Below are 15941 nucleotides of genomic sequence, written 5' to 3'. Positions count from 1 at the left end.
CGGCGGCGATGCTGGGCGACCTGGTCCGCTTCGGCCAGATGACCGAAGGACGCCGCGTGGCGCTCCTGAAGGCGCTGTCGAAGCTCGAGCTCGCGGGCCTTGATTTCGAAGTCCAGAATACGCCGTACTATCAGATGCTCGCGGCCGCGCAGGAAGCCTACACGCTGCGGGCCCAGGCCGAAAAAGCCAAGGCCGACGCGGAAGCCAAGGCCAAGGAAGCGGAAAAAGTCGAAGCCCGCGCAGGCCTGGTCAACCGCGTGCAGGAAGCGAAGACCGCGGAAGAAACGGCGCGCGAGGCCCTGCGTCAGGCCCAGGAAAAACTCGCGATCGGCGACGCGGATGCCAAGGCCGCCGCGCTGATCCAGGTGCAAAAGGCCGAGGCCGACCTCCAGGCCGCGCTCGAGAGCCGCTATGCCGCGGAAAAAGCGCTGGAAGAAGCCGCCGCTCCGATTTCCGATGCGGACAAGGCCGAAGCCGGTTACGGCGAGAAGGAAAAGGCGCGCCTGGCCGAAGCCCAGACTCAGGCGCAGCTGCGGCTGGCCGAAGCCGAGAAGAGGCTCGCGGCCGCCAATGCCACGGCTCAGGGCGCGATGAAGTCCTTTGAAGAAGCCCAGAAGAAGATCGAGGAAGCCCGCGCCAAGGCCGTCGAGCAGGCCCCGATGAGCGAGAAGCAAAAGGAATCGCTGCGCAGCATCGCGTTCCTCAGAGACCTTGTCAAAGAAGCCCGCAGCGGCGGCCAGATCTCGGTGCAGGAAGCGGCGCGGCTGACCGACCTCATCGACGCCGGACACGTGGATGAAGCCGGCCTGAAAGGCATGATCGCCCAGTACGCCGAGACCACGCCGGAAGTCCGCGCGCTGGAAAATTCGCTGGGCCGCGTGGAAGACGCCATCGAGACCGTGCTGAACGGCGGCAAGCTGAACGCGCCGGCCCGGACCGAGCTGCCGAAGACGGCGGCGGAACAGGCTGCGAGCGAGCAGCGCACCGACAAGGTCACGGAAGCGTTCAAGAACGTGGCGCTCCAGGATTCTGAAAACCTGAAAGACGAGAAGAAGGCGGCGGGCAAGATCCTCCAGACGATTTCGGAACTCATCGCCAGCCAGCCGGACGTCACGGCGCAGGAAGTCGCGGACGGCGCGACCCGTGCCGTGGCCCAGGAACTCGGCATCACGATCGACCAGAACGCTTCGGCGCAGGACGTCATGGACGCGGTCAACCAGGCGACCGAAGACATGGCGCAGGAAAAGAGCGAGCTGCTCAAGTCCGAAAACGGCCTGCTCGGCTGGCTGCAGAACGCGATCCTGCGCCTCCTGAATTACCTCATGACGCCGGCCACGAACTCGCGCTCGATTCTGGTGCAGTTCCTGTCCTCGATCGTGGGCCGCATCGCGTCCTTCATCCTGAAATACACGCACGGCCTGCTCGGCATTTCGAGCGCGGACTACCAGAAGGCCATGGACATCCAGGCCAAGCAGACGAAGCTGCGCGTGCTGGCCGTCGTCCGCGCGGTGATCGACTTCCTGGCCGCGCAGATCGGCGCCGACCGGACCAAGCTGCTCGAGCTGCTCCAGAAGGTGGCCGAGCAGGTGATGAACGCCGACGGCTTCAACATCCTGGAAGTCCTCGAGGCCGTGGCCGAAGTGATCCAGGAACAGATCCTCGCGCAGAAAGGCGAGGCGACCTCCTTCGGCCGCTTTGCCAAGCGCATGCACGCGGTCCAGGAATGGTTCGTCTTCAAGGTGGTCGAGAAGGCGCCGGTGATCGGAGCCCTTATCAATCTCGTGCTGCCGGGCCTGTTCGCGCTGATCTTCTCCGAGTCCACCCTCGGCCTCAATAAACAGGCAGCCGAAGAAAAAGGCTTCTTCGGCGTTCTCAAGGACATCACGGCGCAGCTGCTCACGGTCGGCCTGGTCGGCGGCCTGGGTTACCTGTTCGTGAGCGGCCTCCTGGCGGTCTTCGGCATCCCGGGCGTCATCACGGTCCTTTCGGCCTTCATTCTCAAGACCTCGGTTTCCTGGGTGAAGGCTCCGCTCGCGGCGCTTCTCAACCGCTTCGGCGCCAACATCGACCTGGAAAACAAGAATAACGCGCAGACCAAGCGCTTCAACCTCTGGACGAATACGATCATCTGGGGCACCGCGATTGCTCTGGCCGCCACCGGCTTCGGCGTGGTTGCGGCGATTCTCCCGTTCGCGCCCGCGATCCAGGCCGCGATCCTGGGCGGCGTCTCGCTCTTCATCTGGGCCGTGAAAGTCATCGCCGCGATCCGTGCGAACGCGCAGACGCGCGCCGGACCGCAGGCCGAAGAAGCCGCCGCGCCCCAGACGATCCGCGAAGCGGAACGCGTCGCCGCGTCTTCGGCCCCGACCACGGGCCAAGTCTTCGGCGCCTGGATGGAACGCATCGGCACGCTGCTCTTCGGCAAGATGAGCGCCGAGCCTACGTCGTTCATCGGCCGGATGGTGTCGGCCGTCATCGGCCCGTGGGCCGCAGGCGTCCTCGGCGGATTCACCTCCGCCGTCCTCATGGTGGCCGCGCCGGTTCTCGGCCTCACCGTGCTGGCGCCGATCGGATTGCCGGCTGTTCTCGGCATCCAGATCTTCGCGGCGTATCTCGTGGGCCGCTCGCTCCGCCTGGTCATGGCCGTGGAGCAGGGCGCCAAAGCCCCGAGCGTCGCGGAAAATGCCGTGGCGCAGGTCCAGGCGCGCACGGAAGCGCAGGCCGAAGCGAAAGTGAAATCGCCTGAAGTCATCGCCGCGGAAAAAGCCTATGCGGATGCGCAACAGGAACTGCACCAGGCCCAGACCGATCTCGCCGCCGCGCGCCAGGCCCAGCTCGAAGCCCAGGCCGCGCCCGCGCTGTCAGGCACCTCGGCGCCGGCCGCCCCCGTGACGGTCTCTTCCAAAGAAGTTTCCAAACAGACGCTCGGCCGCGACGCGGTCGTGGTCGAAGAACGTCAGCTCTCCAACGGCGGCTCGATCTACGCGGTCACGATCAACGGCATCACGGTTGAAACCTACGCCACGCAGGCCGATGCCCAGACGCGCGCCACCGAAGAATTTGATGTCCTCACCAAGCTCGACGGTTACAGGACCGAATACGCGGGCCTGAAAAAAGCGATCGAAGCGAACAAGATGAATACGCAGGAAGGCATCGCGCGGCTGGCGAAGTTCCGCCAGGACCTGCAGGACCTCGGCCAGCGCATCCAGGCCCTTCAGACGAATGCCGCCAATCCGTGGGCGCAGGAACAGACGCACTCGCTCATGGTCCTCAATATCGATCTCCTGATGTCGGCGCTCATCGCCGCGCTGAACCGCATGGACGTCGCGAACGCGCAGGTGTACGTCGATCAGATCCAGGCGCTTCTCGGCACGGTCAACGCGCGCTTCCTGAGCTCGTCGCTCCTCAGCCAGATCGCGCAGCACCAGGCGACTCTGAAAGTCCTGGCCAGCCAGCTCGAAACGACACGCCAGACCAAGGACCGGATCCTGGATGCGGTCGCCGACGTCGAACAGCGCCTGAACCTGTCGGCGGACGGCCGCTCACTGAACGAAACGCAGTATAAAGACATGGTCGAAGACCTGGCCGACGTTCTCGGAACGCCGGTCCGCGCCTCGCGCTCGCCGCTGGCGAAGTTCGCGCGCGCCGCGGCTGTCGTCAGCCTCGGCTTCATCGGCATCGTCGCGGCCCTGGCCGCGCTCGGCACCTTCCACGGCGTACCGTTCAACGACGCCTTCGCATTCCTCGGCAATTACGTGCAGGGCGACGTGCCGTACCAGACGGCCGCGCTCGGAATGTTCGGATTCATGCCGTTCGGTTTCAACAGCTTCCGCGGCCATCCGCTCTTCAACATCCTGGTGCCGGCCGGCGTTTCCGCGCGGGTCCGGGCGCAGCGCATGATGATCGCGCACGGCCTGATGGCGGCGCTCGAAAACCTGAAGGCGCGCGACGGCACGGAAATCACGCTGGCCAACGCCACGGCGCAGGACCTGTTCATGGCGCTCCGCCAGATCGAGCTGAGCCGCGCCGAGCTCGCCGGCGAAGCCATGCTGATGCGCTTCGAGATCTCGGAACAGGCCCGCCTCGGCCGCCTGGAAGCCACGCGCACTGAAGCCGCGGCCGCCCGGGAAGCCGCCAAGGCCCCGGCCGAAAGCGCCAAGGCCACGCCGACCGCCAAAGAAGCGGCCGAAGCGAAGAAAGCGGCCAAGGCCCCGGAACCTGCGCGCGCCGCGGCGCTCGAAGAATTCCAGAGCGCTCAGGCCCCGACCGCAAGCCCGCTCAAGACGGCGCCCGCCGCGGGCAGCCTGGCCTTCCGTTTCCAGGAAGCGCTCGTGAAGATGGAAGATCTCCGCAGCCAGCTCGCGGTCGTGCGCGGCATGCCGATGCGCCTGCGCGATCCGTCGCTCTCGATGAAAGAAGAGCAGCTCGAAGACCAGATCGAGCAGCTCGAAAAGGGCGAGCTCTCGGCCCTGCGCAAGGAAGCCTATGAAACGAAGGATCTCGCCGCGCTGCAGGCCATCGTCGATGTCGCCTTCAGCATGCCGTCGAGCCTGCGCAACGATACAGCCACGCTGACCGTGCTTTCGAGGGCGCTCGCCAACAACAGCCTGGACGCCGATCAGCGCGCGCAGCTGCACGCGTATGCGGACAAAGCCATTGCGGAATTCACGGGCGCCAATCCGAACGTCGCCCAGGACATCAAGTACGGCATCTTCGACCTCCAGGCCGAAATGGAATTGACCGCGGGCCAGGCGGGCCGGCTGCTGCAGGACTACTTCAAGAACGGCACGATCGACGGCGCCGCGGTGTACAAGGCCTTTGTCGAAGGCGTCAAGGCGCGCCTGGGTGACGGTTACAAGCTCGACCGCGAATCCCTGCTGGTTTATCACAACAAGATTTTCGGACACCGGCTGCTGATCGAATTCATGCGCGAGACTTACCGCAAGACGTACGAAGAAGTCGAAGGCCGGACGCACGACAAGGATCAGGCCGCCAGAGAAGCCCAGGCCGCGGCGGATAAGGTCCGCGCGGACAGCGCTTACCGCTTCGACCTGCGCGCCGTGCAGAAGGGCATCATCGGCGACTTCCTGATGGAAGAAATCGGCAATGGTAAGACCGCCGTCGGTAAGAACATGGTGGCCATGGTCAAGGCGTCCACGGAAATCGCGCTCGCGCGGCAGAACAGCGAAGTCTCGGGCAGCGTGATCCTGGCGGAAACCGAAACCAAGGGCGCGGACTTCGCCAACGGCAAAGCCGGCATCAAAGGCCCGAACGACCTCCGCGTCAGCGTCCCGAACCAGGAACTGGTCCGGCTCTTCGGCGCGGGCGAACTGATCGACATCCAGAAGCTCCTGGTCGCGCGCGATTTCGAAAAGCTGGAAGCGGCGCTCAGAAACGACGAGGCCATCAAGGTCATCGCCCCGGACCAGGTCGGTTTCGCGCTGATTACCCTCCAGGACCAGCCCGCGATCCTCGAGCTCCTGATGGCGAAACTGGATTCGTGGGGCATCGAAGAAATCGATAAGTTCCAGGCGGAAATCACGCAGTACATCCTGTCCGACACGAAGAACGCGACCGTAAACGCCGAGGAATACATCAACAAGATCCGCGAGCTGTATACGATGCTCGGCGTGACCTACGACGAAAACGGCATTGCCAACAAGAACGCGCTTCTGGTCGCCAAAGACAACCGCGAGGCCAAGCGGCTGCTCGACATCGCGGACAAATTCGGAAACGCGCAGCTGATCGTCGAAGGCACCGACAAGGACGCGGAAGTGTACATGTCCAAGGCCCTGAAGGAGCGCGTGAAAGAGCGCATCGTGTCCGGCGAATTCCGGGCCTCAGAAGTCAAGGAAGCGGTCCGCGCGCTCGGCATGCAGTATGCCAAGCACTTCGAAACGAACGAATACGGCGAGCTGCACCCGAAAGAGAACGGTAAGATCCAGTCCACGAATTTCAGCGGCCGCGTGACGAAGCTCGTCCTGTCGTTCATCAGCAACGAGGTGCTGGCGAAGAAGGCCGCGAAGCTTACGGATGAAGTTACGGCGCTCAAGGGCGACCTGGAAAAACTGAAGACCGACGCGGCTGCGAACGCGGACAAGATCAAGGAAAAGGAAGCTCGTCTGGAGAAGATCCAGGGCCGCAACCTCGCGGAAATCGAAACCGAGAAAGAGAACCTCGAGAAGCAGCTGCTCACCACCGCGGATGCCGCGCAGCGCGACGACATCCAGGCGCGCATCCGCGAAATCAACGTCCTTCGCGGCGAGCTGGCCGAAGTCAACGACAAGATGGTCAAGGAGCACGAGCTCGAGAATTCGCTGACGCAGGCGACCTCCACGCAGATGAGCTTGATCAAGCGCATCATCGACAAGGCGAATAAGAACGTCACGCGGATCGAGATCGCCGACATCACCGGCCGTACGGAAGTCCAGGTGGGCGCGCACGCGGAAATCACCAACACGGCGTCGAACGTGACGCTGGAGCGCGTGCAGATCAATGGCGCGGAATACCTGGTCGTCGAAGGCCGCTACGGCCGCGACCTTATCCGCATGAGCGACATCCCGCAGGAAAACAACGGGAAGAACCAGGGCATCCTGAACCTCAACAACCACATCACCGTGACCCAGACCGCGGAAGGCGAGCTGCTCCTGCGCCGCCACATCCGCCGCGCGGGCAGCACCGCGACTTACAGCCCGCTGTCGTCCATCCTGATGGGCGTGCACACCGTGGCGCGCGACCGTTCGCGCATGCAGCAGGGCGAGGAGCGCGACAACGAAGGCAATGTCATCAGCGCGGCCTGGACCTATGCCGAAGACATCACGGCCAATGACGTGAAGCAGCTCATCGCGAAATCCGAAGCCGCGGAAGCCACGAAGAAGAACGACGAGATCGGCAGGGCCAACGCCAAGAACCTCATGTTCGTCGACGAAGAAAACGGCGTGGCCAAGATGCTGGAAATCGGCCGGGCATACCTCGAGAAGGGCTGGGCCCATCTGATGTTCGTGGAAGACCACACGGAGTATTCGAAGGTCCTCGAAAGCTTCAAGGCGGAAAAGGACAACGGCGGCCGCACGTATATCGAAGTCGATGTGGGCAAGAACGTCAAGTCGGTCATCGGCCTGTTCGAACGCCTCCAGAAAGAGGCCACGCAGCTCGAACGGCAGCTGGGCGACAACGTGTGGAGCAGCCAGCGTTACCAGGAAATTCAGGACAACCTCAAGAAGAAGACGGACATGATCCTCGAGGCCACGCAGAAGGACCAGCAGGAGCTCGAAGCGCTTCCGAAGCTGACCGACAAAAACAAGAGCTACATGTTCGCGGTCGACGCCGTGGCCTTCAGCGAACTCATCCCGACGGTCGCGCGCGTGGCCGCGTCGCTGGGCACGCCGTCGCTCGTCGTCACCAACAACATCCAGGACACGCAGCAGGGCGTCGACTTCCAGGGCAAGTGGTCGCTGACCATCAAGTCCGCGAGCCGCGGCTTCCGCGAAATGATGCAGATCCTCGGCCGCATCGTCCGCGGCAAGGGTGAAATCGGCCATCGCCAGGTGCTGCTCCCGACCAAGGATTTCCAGGCCATCCGCAATTCGATCGAGATGGACATCCACGAGCGCAACAACAGCTTCAAGGGCGCCATGCAGGAAGTCCTGGCCCAGTTCGAGGCCGGCCTCCTGAAGGATCTGAACCGCGGCAAGATCACGCTGAAAAAGTACCAGGAAGAAATGAAAGAAAACGAATTCCGCCTGACGCTGAACCTGATCGAGCGCCTCGAAATGAAGGACACTTTGACCGAGATCGAATGGTTCATGATGGTGTCGGCGTGGAACTACATCAAGAACGACGTGTCCGGCTCGCTGCTGCACAAGGTCGGCGAAACGCTGAAAGACCGCGGCCACGAAATCGCGCAGTCCATGCTGAACGGCTTGAAGGGCGAGCTCGCCCAGATGGAAAAACAGGAGCGGAAGGCGTTCGAAGACCGGCAGAAGCAGCTGGTCGAGGACATCAAGGAGCTCTCCAAGAACATCCAGAACTACTCGAGCCTGGCCGGCCGCGACAATACGGCCCGGGGTGACGAGGCCCGCCGGATGGTGACCGCATGGCGCGTCGAGCTCAAGAGCGCGCTGGCCGAACTGCAGCGCATGGAAGAGCACGGCTTCCAGTTCAGCGAGGATTACAAGGCCAAAGCCAAGGTCCACCAGGCGATCAACGATTTCTATACCGACTGGCAGAACCGCGAGGCGCAGGACGACGACGTGAACTTCGACTTCCAGGAAAAGGGATACCTGACCGGCGGCGAGCAGATGCAGTCGCGCGTCCTGGGCGAACTCAACTCCATGCGCGAGGCCTACCTCGCCGGCTACCGCAACATGCTGGCGCTGAATAATGAGGCGATGGACCTGAACGCCATGGAAACCGACATCCACGACTTCGCCAAGAACAGCGATGATCCGATGGACATGATCAAGGGCTTCCTCGCGGAAATCGACGCGGCCAAGAAGGAGCTGCTGTTCGGCTCGACGGTGGACGCGAACAAAGTCGCGCTCGAAGGCCAGATCAAGAACCTGTTCGCGAATTCCGAGTCCGCCCTTAATTCGCCGGCCACCGCGGAATCGGCCCTGAAGGCGCTTCTCGAGCAGATCATCAAGGGCCAGCAGCGCGACGTCCTGGCCAGTCACGAAGACAATGTGGCGCGTTCGGAAAGCACGTTCCGCACGCTGGCGCTCCTCGCCGAGCAGAACCCGGCGCTGAAAGCCCTGCTTGCCGACGTGTCGAAGACCGAACTGCGCGGCCTGCTGGTCGAGCTCAGCGAATCGTGCTCCTCGTGCTCGGTCCGGTTCAGCGACCGCGGCATCCAGATCCTCCGCGACCTGAATATCGGAGAAAGCGTCGCGCCGGGCCTGCGCGTCGAAAAGGAAAGCCTGTCCACGACCAACAACCTGGTGGATACGGTCCGCCTGGCCAAGAACCTGGAGAAGATGGTCATCAATGCCGAAGCCGTGGAACGTCATCAGGAAATCAAAGTGAAGTCCGCGAACCTGGCCGACGCCAACCGCGCGATCGCGCATCTGGGCAACAACCAGGCCGAAGCCGCGAAAGCCGTGGCTGAAAACCTGGAGAGCCGCGGCCTTGTCAGCGAGCAGAAACGCGAGGTTACCGACGTCAGGAACGGCGAGACGGTCGAGCAGAGTCATTACGAATTGACCCGTAAAGGCCAGGCGTTCACGCGGACCATCGAAGACCTGCAGAACCTGTCCGACTATCAGAAGAACAGCCTGCGCAAGCTCGGCTTCCACTGGGACGACGGAGATGACCGCGAACTTTACCGCATCGCGCTGGAACTTTCCGACCGCGGCTTCGTTGACTTCACCAGCTACGACCGCCGCGGCCTGAACCAGCTGCTCAACGTGGTCCGCCATCTCGAGAACGTCGGTCTGACCGGCGAAGAAATCGAAAGCAAAGTGGACTCGAAGCTCCTCTTCGACATCTACGGCGACGGCTACGGCGAACTGAGCCCGGCCGGCCGCATCGCGCAGATCGCCCTGAAGAACGCCCGTTCCGACATGCCCAAGCCTGTCCGTCAGCTCTACACGCGCCTGTCCCAGCAGCGCGACAGCCTGCGGTCCGCGGAGATCGAGCTGCAGAAGATCGCGCTGCGCAAGTCCGAGCGCGGTTTTGCCACGGCGACCGGCGAAGAAATCGACCGCGAAAAGGCGAGCCTCGAGAAGGCCAAGGCCAAGTACGAACGCCAGCAGCAGAAAGCCCTCGAAAGCCTGCGCGCCACGCTGAAGGGCTTCAAGCTCTCCGACATTCACGAACTCAAGCCCGCGTTCCTGCGGGGCGCCACGCCCGGCCAGGTCGATGCGTATCAGCACAACCTGTTCCTGTCGGTGGTCGACCTCCTGGCCCAGGACGAATCGCTGAACTTCCGGGACGACCTGCGCCGCGCCGTCGCGGGCTATGGCATGGACGCGCTCGTCGACCTGTCGCTCGACGCGCTGTACTACCTGGTCCGCCAGGAAAAGGCCGTGCAGACGCTCGTCGAACAGAGCCAGCGCACGGAAAAAGAAGTGCGCGAGTACCTCCTGAACAAGGCCGAGGCGCTGGACCGCAAGACCAGCTTCTTCGGACGCCTGTTCTCGCCGCTCACGCGTAACGAGATCGACCAGGCCTGGTCCGACCTCTACAAGGCCGGCGCCGAAGGCTTCCAGGAACCGAGCCAGGAAACGGCGTTCGACCTCAAAATGATGAAGCTGCGCGCCGAACATGACGCGGCCACGGCCGCCGGCGACCACGCCCGCGTCGAAGCGGTCGAAGAGGCGCTCGTCGACCTTCTCAACGCGGTCCGCGCGAAGCAGGCGCTCGACACGCTGGTGGCGCTGCAGAAGAGCGCCGTGGACTACAAAGATCCCAAGATCCAGCGGGAAATCGAACAGGCGAAGGCGCTCGGCAAGCCGTCGCCGTACGTCTCCGAGAAGGACGTGAACCGCGACAAGAAACGCGCGCTGGATGCGGCCAAGAGCCTGGGTCTGAACAAAGAAAAAGGATTTGACGAGAATAATCTCGAAGTCCTGATGAAGCTGCAGCAGGACGCGTACGCGCGCCTCGGCAAGCTGCTCGACCAGGACGACCTGCAGATCAAGACGGGCCAGGCCCTGGACAACCAGATCCGCACGGCGCGCCGTTACGACCACTTCCGCCTGAATGCCTACGTCGAAAACACGCAGAAGCGCACGGGCAAGAGCCGCCGCGAGATCGAAGCGGCGTATTTCGAAGACAACCTGCGGCCGGGCAATCTCTTTGCGATCGACCAGCCGTTCCTGGCCGCCAAGCACCAGCAGCTGGACGACAAGACCACGGCGCCGGACCTGGGCAGCATTCCGGATCTCCTCGTGCGCTTCGATCCTGATCTCGCCTTCGTGCCGCGCGGCGTCTGGGACATTTTCACCGTCGCTATCCGCGGGCATTGGCCGATCCTCAAGCTGAAGCTGGAAGAGATCGCCAAGATCCTCTACAAGATGAACGCTCTCGCCGAAGGCGTGAGCCGTCCGGACAACCTGCTGGAAGTCACGGGCATCATGGACCGTTACGACCTCACGCTGTTCGAACGCATGCTGTTCCTGTCGCTCGTCGCGCCGAAGATCGGCCTTACCGGAGCTCTCGCCGAGCAAGGGGACAAGCTGGCGCTTATCGTGCCGCTCCTCGCGGCCCGCGGCACCCGCATCGATACCGGCGCGCTGACCACGACCCAGGTGCTGGAAGCGCTTGCGGGCCAGGACGGCGGCGCGCTGCTGAACCGCACGGGCCTGGATTTTGCGGCCCTGAACATCGATCTGACGAAGCCGCTCGCGATGGTCCAGCTCAAGTCGATTTACGAAGCCGCGATCAAGCAGGCCGAAGCGCGCGGCGCCGCGGCGGCGGATGCCACGGCGAAGCAGGAAGCCGCGGATGACGTGAAGGCGCTGAAAAAGGGTCTCAGCCTTGTCCTCCTCGACATGGCCGAGAGCTTCCTGATGGAAGACAAACTGATCGACGACAGCTACAAGTTCGTCGGCCTCAACCTGCTGCGGCTGGCCGTCCAGGCGGATGCGTCGGCGCAGGCCGCGGCCTCGGTGCTGAAAGTGAAGTACCGCGTCAGCGAAAAAGACGACGACCTGAAAGACGATTATGTGAAAGGCATCAATGCGGAAACCCTGCAGGAGCGGTTCGAAAAAGGCCCGCTGGACCAGGCGGACGTCGTGCGTTATTACGAAAAGATCAAGCGCATGCGCGAATCGCAGGCTGACCTGCTCGAGATCAGCAACATGATGAAAGACGGAAGCTCGGCCGAGGAATACGAGAAGGCCCTGGATTACGTGCTCGAAGGCCTCAACAACTATTACGACAAGCCCAAGATCGACAAGGAAGGCCTGAAAAAGGCGGCCGGCACCGACAGGCCCGTCCAGGTCAGCGTCCGCATGGCGAGCAGCGACCCGCTCCTGAAAGTGTGGCAGGACATCTTCGGCCTGCCGGACGTCCCGGTCATTTCAATCTCCGTGCCCAAGGCCGCGCTGCAGTGGCTGCGCGAAAAAGGCTTCCTGTCGGCGACCGGCCAGGCCAACGCGACGCGTCCGGACGAAACCAAGAACATTCCTGTCGTCTCCGGTCCCGATAAGTTCAAGGGCCAGGAACATGTGTTCCGCAAGTCCGGTTACATCTTCTCGATCGCGGGTTACGAAGAAGAAGCGCTCGAACACGAATCCACCCACATGATCGACCTGGGCCTTGGCACGCAGCGCAAAGAGCAGGCTTACGTCGATCCGACCGATCCGACCGGCAAGCGCAAGGACAGCACCGCCGACCGCACGCTGCTCGACGAAAACGAGGCGTACACGGTGCAGATCCTGATCCGCAAGATCCAGCAGAGCGGCCGCTCCTACGACGAAGACAGCATGGAGAACGGCCCGATCTTCTCGTACGCCATGGACCAGTACCGCGATGAAGAAAAGAACGTCAAGCGGTTCCAGTGGCAGCAGCTGTACCGTGAAATGAAGCTCAAGGAATTGAAGACTGACAAGCTGGACGAGCAGCAGGAACAAGAACTGCAGAACCAGCTGAACGCTTACATGGCGCGCCTCAGAGGCGAAGTGACGCAGGGTGTCGACCCGAAGGTGTCGGCGCTCGACGCGAAGGTCGAACGTTCGGACGTTTACCAGAACTTCCTCAAGTCGCAGAACCTGGAAGAGCGCAAGCTGAACAAACTGCGCCAGATGAAGCAGATGCGCGCGGCCATGCGCTACCTGGAACGCTATCTGACGCCGGCGCAGGTCATGTACATCGCGCGCACGGCCAAGACGATCTCCGACATCACGGGCTTCCTGAATCTCACGCCGGACGAAGTCATCCGCGTCGGCCAGCAGATCGAAACGAGCCGCCAGGCCTTCAACAGCAAGATCGGCGCGGACGCGGCCAAGCCTTCGGTGATGGCCGCTTACGAAAACAAGACCAAGTCCTACGCTGAGAAACTCGCCGCGGACGCGGATTACGACGCGGACGGCACCGAGCTCAAGGCGCTGGCCAAAGAGCTGCAGGATTACGCGCCGAATGATTCCGTTGATGAAGTGGCGTTCAAGAACCGCACCATGAGAAAGGTCTTCGACAAGATCATCGACGTCGCCCTGCAGTATGACGGACGCAAGGCCGGCGCGGGAATTCCTCCCACGCCTCCGACGCAGGACGAGCTGGATGCGCGCCTGCAGCGGGCGCTCGGCCTCATCGCCCAGTTCCTGCGCTCCGACGATACGGAGCTCGGCATCCTGGCCATGGCCGCGCTCTGGGAAGCGGGCAGCGTCAATCCTCGCGTCCACGCCTACAACGTGAAGTTCCTCGGCATGGAAGGAACCGTTTCGCTGGCCGAGGTTCTGAACGACAGCCTGAAGCTGGCCAAACAGCTCAAGATCCTGAACCGTCCCGAAGAAATCGATCAGGAAATGCAGCAGCTGTCGGAGATGGCCCGTACGATGGATCCGTCTCAGATGCAGCAGCTGTCGGAACGCTACATGGAACTCCATCAGGAGAAGGCGGAAGCGGAAGCCGCCGCGGCCGCGCTCGACCGCGACGACGTCCTCGCGCAGGCCTCGGCCACGCGCGCGCTGCACCGCGATCTCGGTGCGAACGGCCGTTATGTGGTCGAGCTTTCGGCCAAGCCCACGCGCGACGAGCTGGAAATGATGAAGAAGATGCCGTACGAATTCGCGATCAGCGCCCAGATCGACCCGTCCACGGGCCGCGAGCGCTTTATCCTGACCACCGGCTTGAAGCACAACCAGGTCGAAGTTTACGCCAAGAATCAGCTCGGCGGCTTCTATCATATCCATCCGAGGAGCGCGAGGGGAACTTACGATGTCCTGCCTTCCAGCGTGATGGGCGATACGCTGCGTGATTATGACGGTATCTACCAGCTCGCCGAAGGCGCTTACGGCTATGCGGGCACGGGCCTTGGCGAAACGCGCTACCAGCTCCTGCCGATCGGCGACAAGCGCCTGGACGACGAAGCGACTTACCCGCAAGACCAGATCTATGACGGCGACAATGTCAAGGAGACGCGTGAAAAGTACAACGGCCTCGCGCGCCAGGGCCAGGCCTTCCAGTTCATCACCAAGGTCGGAAGCCGGCATGTCATCATCGAGTTCAAGCCCAAGTCCTGGATGGACGAACGCATGGCCAAGGCCGATCCTGTTTCGCTCCGCGAGCTGTCCGAATTCATGCCGAAAGTGGATTTCTCGAACAGCCGCGCCGATCTCGTGAACGGCCTGCGCTGGACGATCGACGAAATCCAGAGCCGCAAGGACCAGAACCGTTCCGCGAAAGAGCTGCTCGGCGCGCTGGAGTCGCTCGACCAGCTGCTTGCCAGCCTCGACGCGTCCGCTCCGGAGCGCGCCGACGTCAACGCGCTGATCGCCCGCGTCATGGCGCTCCTCGTCCCGATCATGTACAACCGCATCGCGGACAAGAGCCAGCAGATGCCGGCGATCGAAGAAGTGAAATTCATGAAGGGCCTCGTGGACCGGATCCTGAACGACGGCATTGCGATCCAGGCGGGCGCCGACCAGTTCTTCTCCGGCATCGAAGAATTGCCCGGCCAGCTGAAAACATGGCTGGACAATCTTGCCGGCCTCGAAGGGGATACGCTTGTTCAGGCGCTCAAGAAAATCCGCGGCGAGCTGCGTGAAACGGCGCCGGCCGCGCCGAAGTCGGAACTGCGCGAAGCCCCGTTCGAAGGCGTACTCGCGGGCCAGGACCTCGGCCTCACGCCGGAACAGACTGCCGAACTCGAAAACGTCCTCGCGGCGGCCTTCGAATCGCCGGAGGAAGTGCTCTCCATGCTGCGCGGCACGAATCCCGACAACATCCATATGTTCTTCGTGCAGCGCCCGGAAGACACGCTGCTCGCGCAGGACAACCGCCGTCTGGGTTATGCGCGCCACATGGAAGACGGCAGCACCAAGATCGTCGTGACGCCCGAACGCTTCGTGGACACAAGCCTGGACCGCACGATCCGCGCCCAGCACCTGCGGATCTTCCTGAACCACGAAAAGACGCACGCCTTACTGCATGCAAAGATCGAAGCCCTGGCCGCCAACCCGCAGCTGCGCGCTTCGCTGGATACGCTGGGCTACAATTCTCACGCGTTCGACGTCCTGCACGAACTGGCCGCGTACTCGACGACGCTCGGCGACATCGAAGGCATCCTGAACGATCCGAAGACGTCCGCCGCCGCGCGCGACTACTTCCAGGGCCGCGGCGAAAACATCGAGCTTCTCATCCGTATGGCCACGCAGCATACGGGCGCGGAACTCAAAGAAGCGCTGGCCAAGGAAGACGGCCTCCTGACCGTCACGGATTGGGTGATGAATGTCCAGGGCGCGATGGGCGGCGTGCACCCGGCGCAGGCCATGATGATCTCGATGCCGGCCCTCGAAACCGAAATGTTCGCCAGGCGCCACCAAGTGGTCATCGCCGGCGTGCAGTTCGACGCGCGCTGGGCGCAGCTGGCCGCCTACTACGGAACGCAGACCGTGCGGTTTGCCACGAACGTGGATCAGCTCGGCACGATGGTCAACCTCAATGCCGAGATCGCCGCCGAAGGCAACCAGGCCATCATGGTCCAGGGCGCCGAATCCGACATGTATCAGGCCGTCAACGCGGACTACGCCGGCAAACTGGCCGTCGGTCTTGCTGTCGTCAATCCCGCGGCCGAAGCCAAGGACCGCGATCTTGCCATCCGTAAACTGATCGAGACCGCGCTCGTCCTGTCCATCTTGGGTCTGAAGGAAATTCCGCCGTACGTCTTTGACGCGGCCAAGGCTCCGAACGGTAACCGCGGCATGCTGGTCGCCGAAGCCGTCGCCGCTTCGTTGACCGATTCCTTGCTCGAGGAAATGCAGGTCAAATCCTCGGCATAA

1 protein-coding gene (only partly in view) is annotated in these 15941 nt (G+C 62.8%); it reads left to right on the top strand.

Going from position 1 to position 15941, the window contains the following annotated elements:
• Nucleotides 1-15941 carry the end of a hypothetical protein gene (locus VL688_11955; protein ID HTL48763.1) on the top strand. 31723 nt of this gene lie to the left of the window's left edge, so the window shows 15941 of its 47664 coding nt (coding positions 31724-47664); its start codon lies beyond the left edge, outside the window; the stop codon is at nt 15939-15941.

The organism is Verrucomicrobiia bacterium, assembly GCA_035495615.1.
Classification (GTDB): Bacteria; Omnitrophota; Omnitrophia; order Omnitrophales; family Aquincolibacteriaceae; genus DATJFP01.
This window is presented reverse-complemented; position numbering and strand designations above follow the sequence as displayed.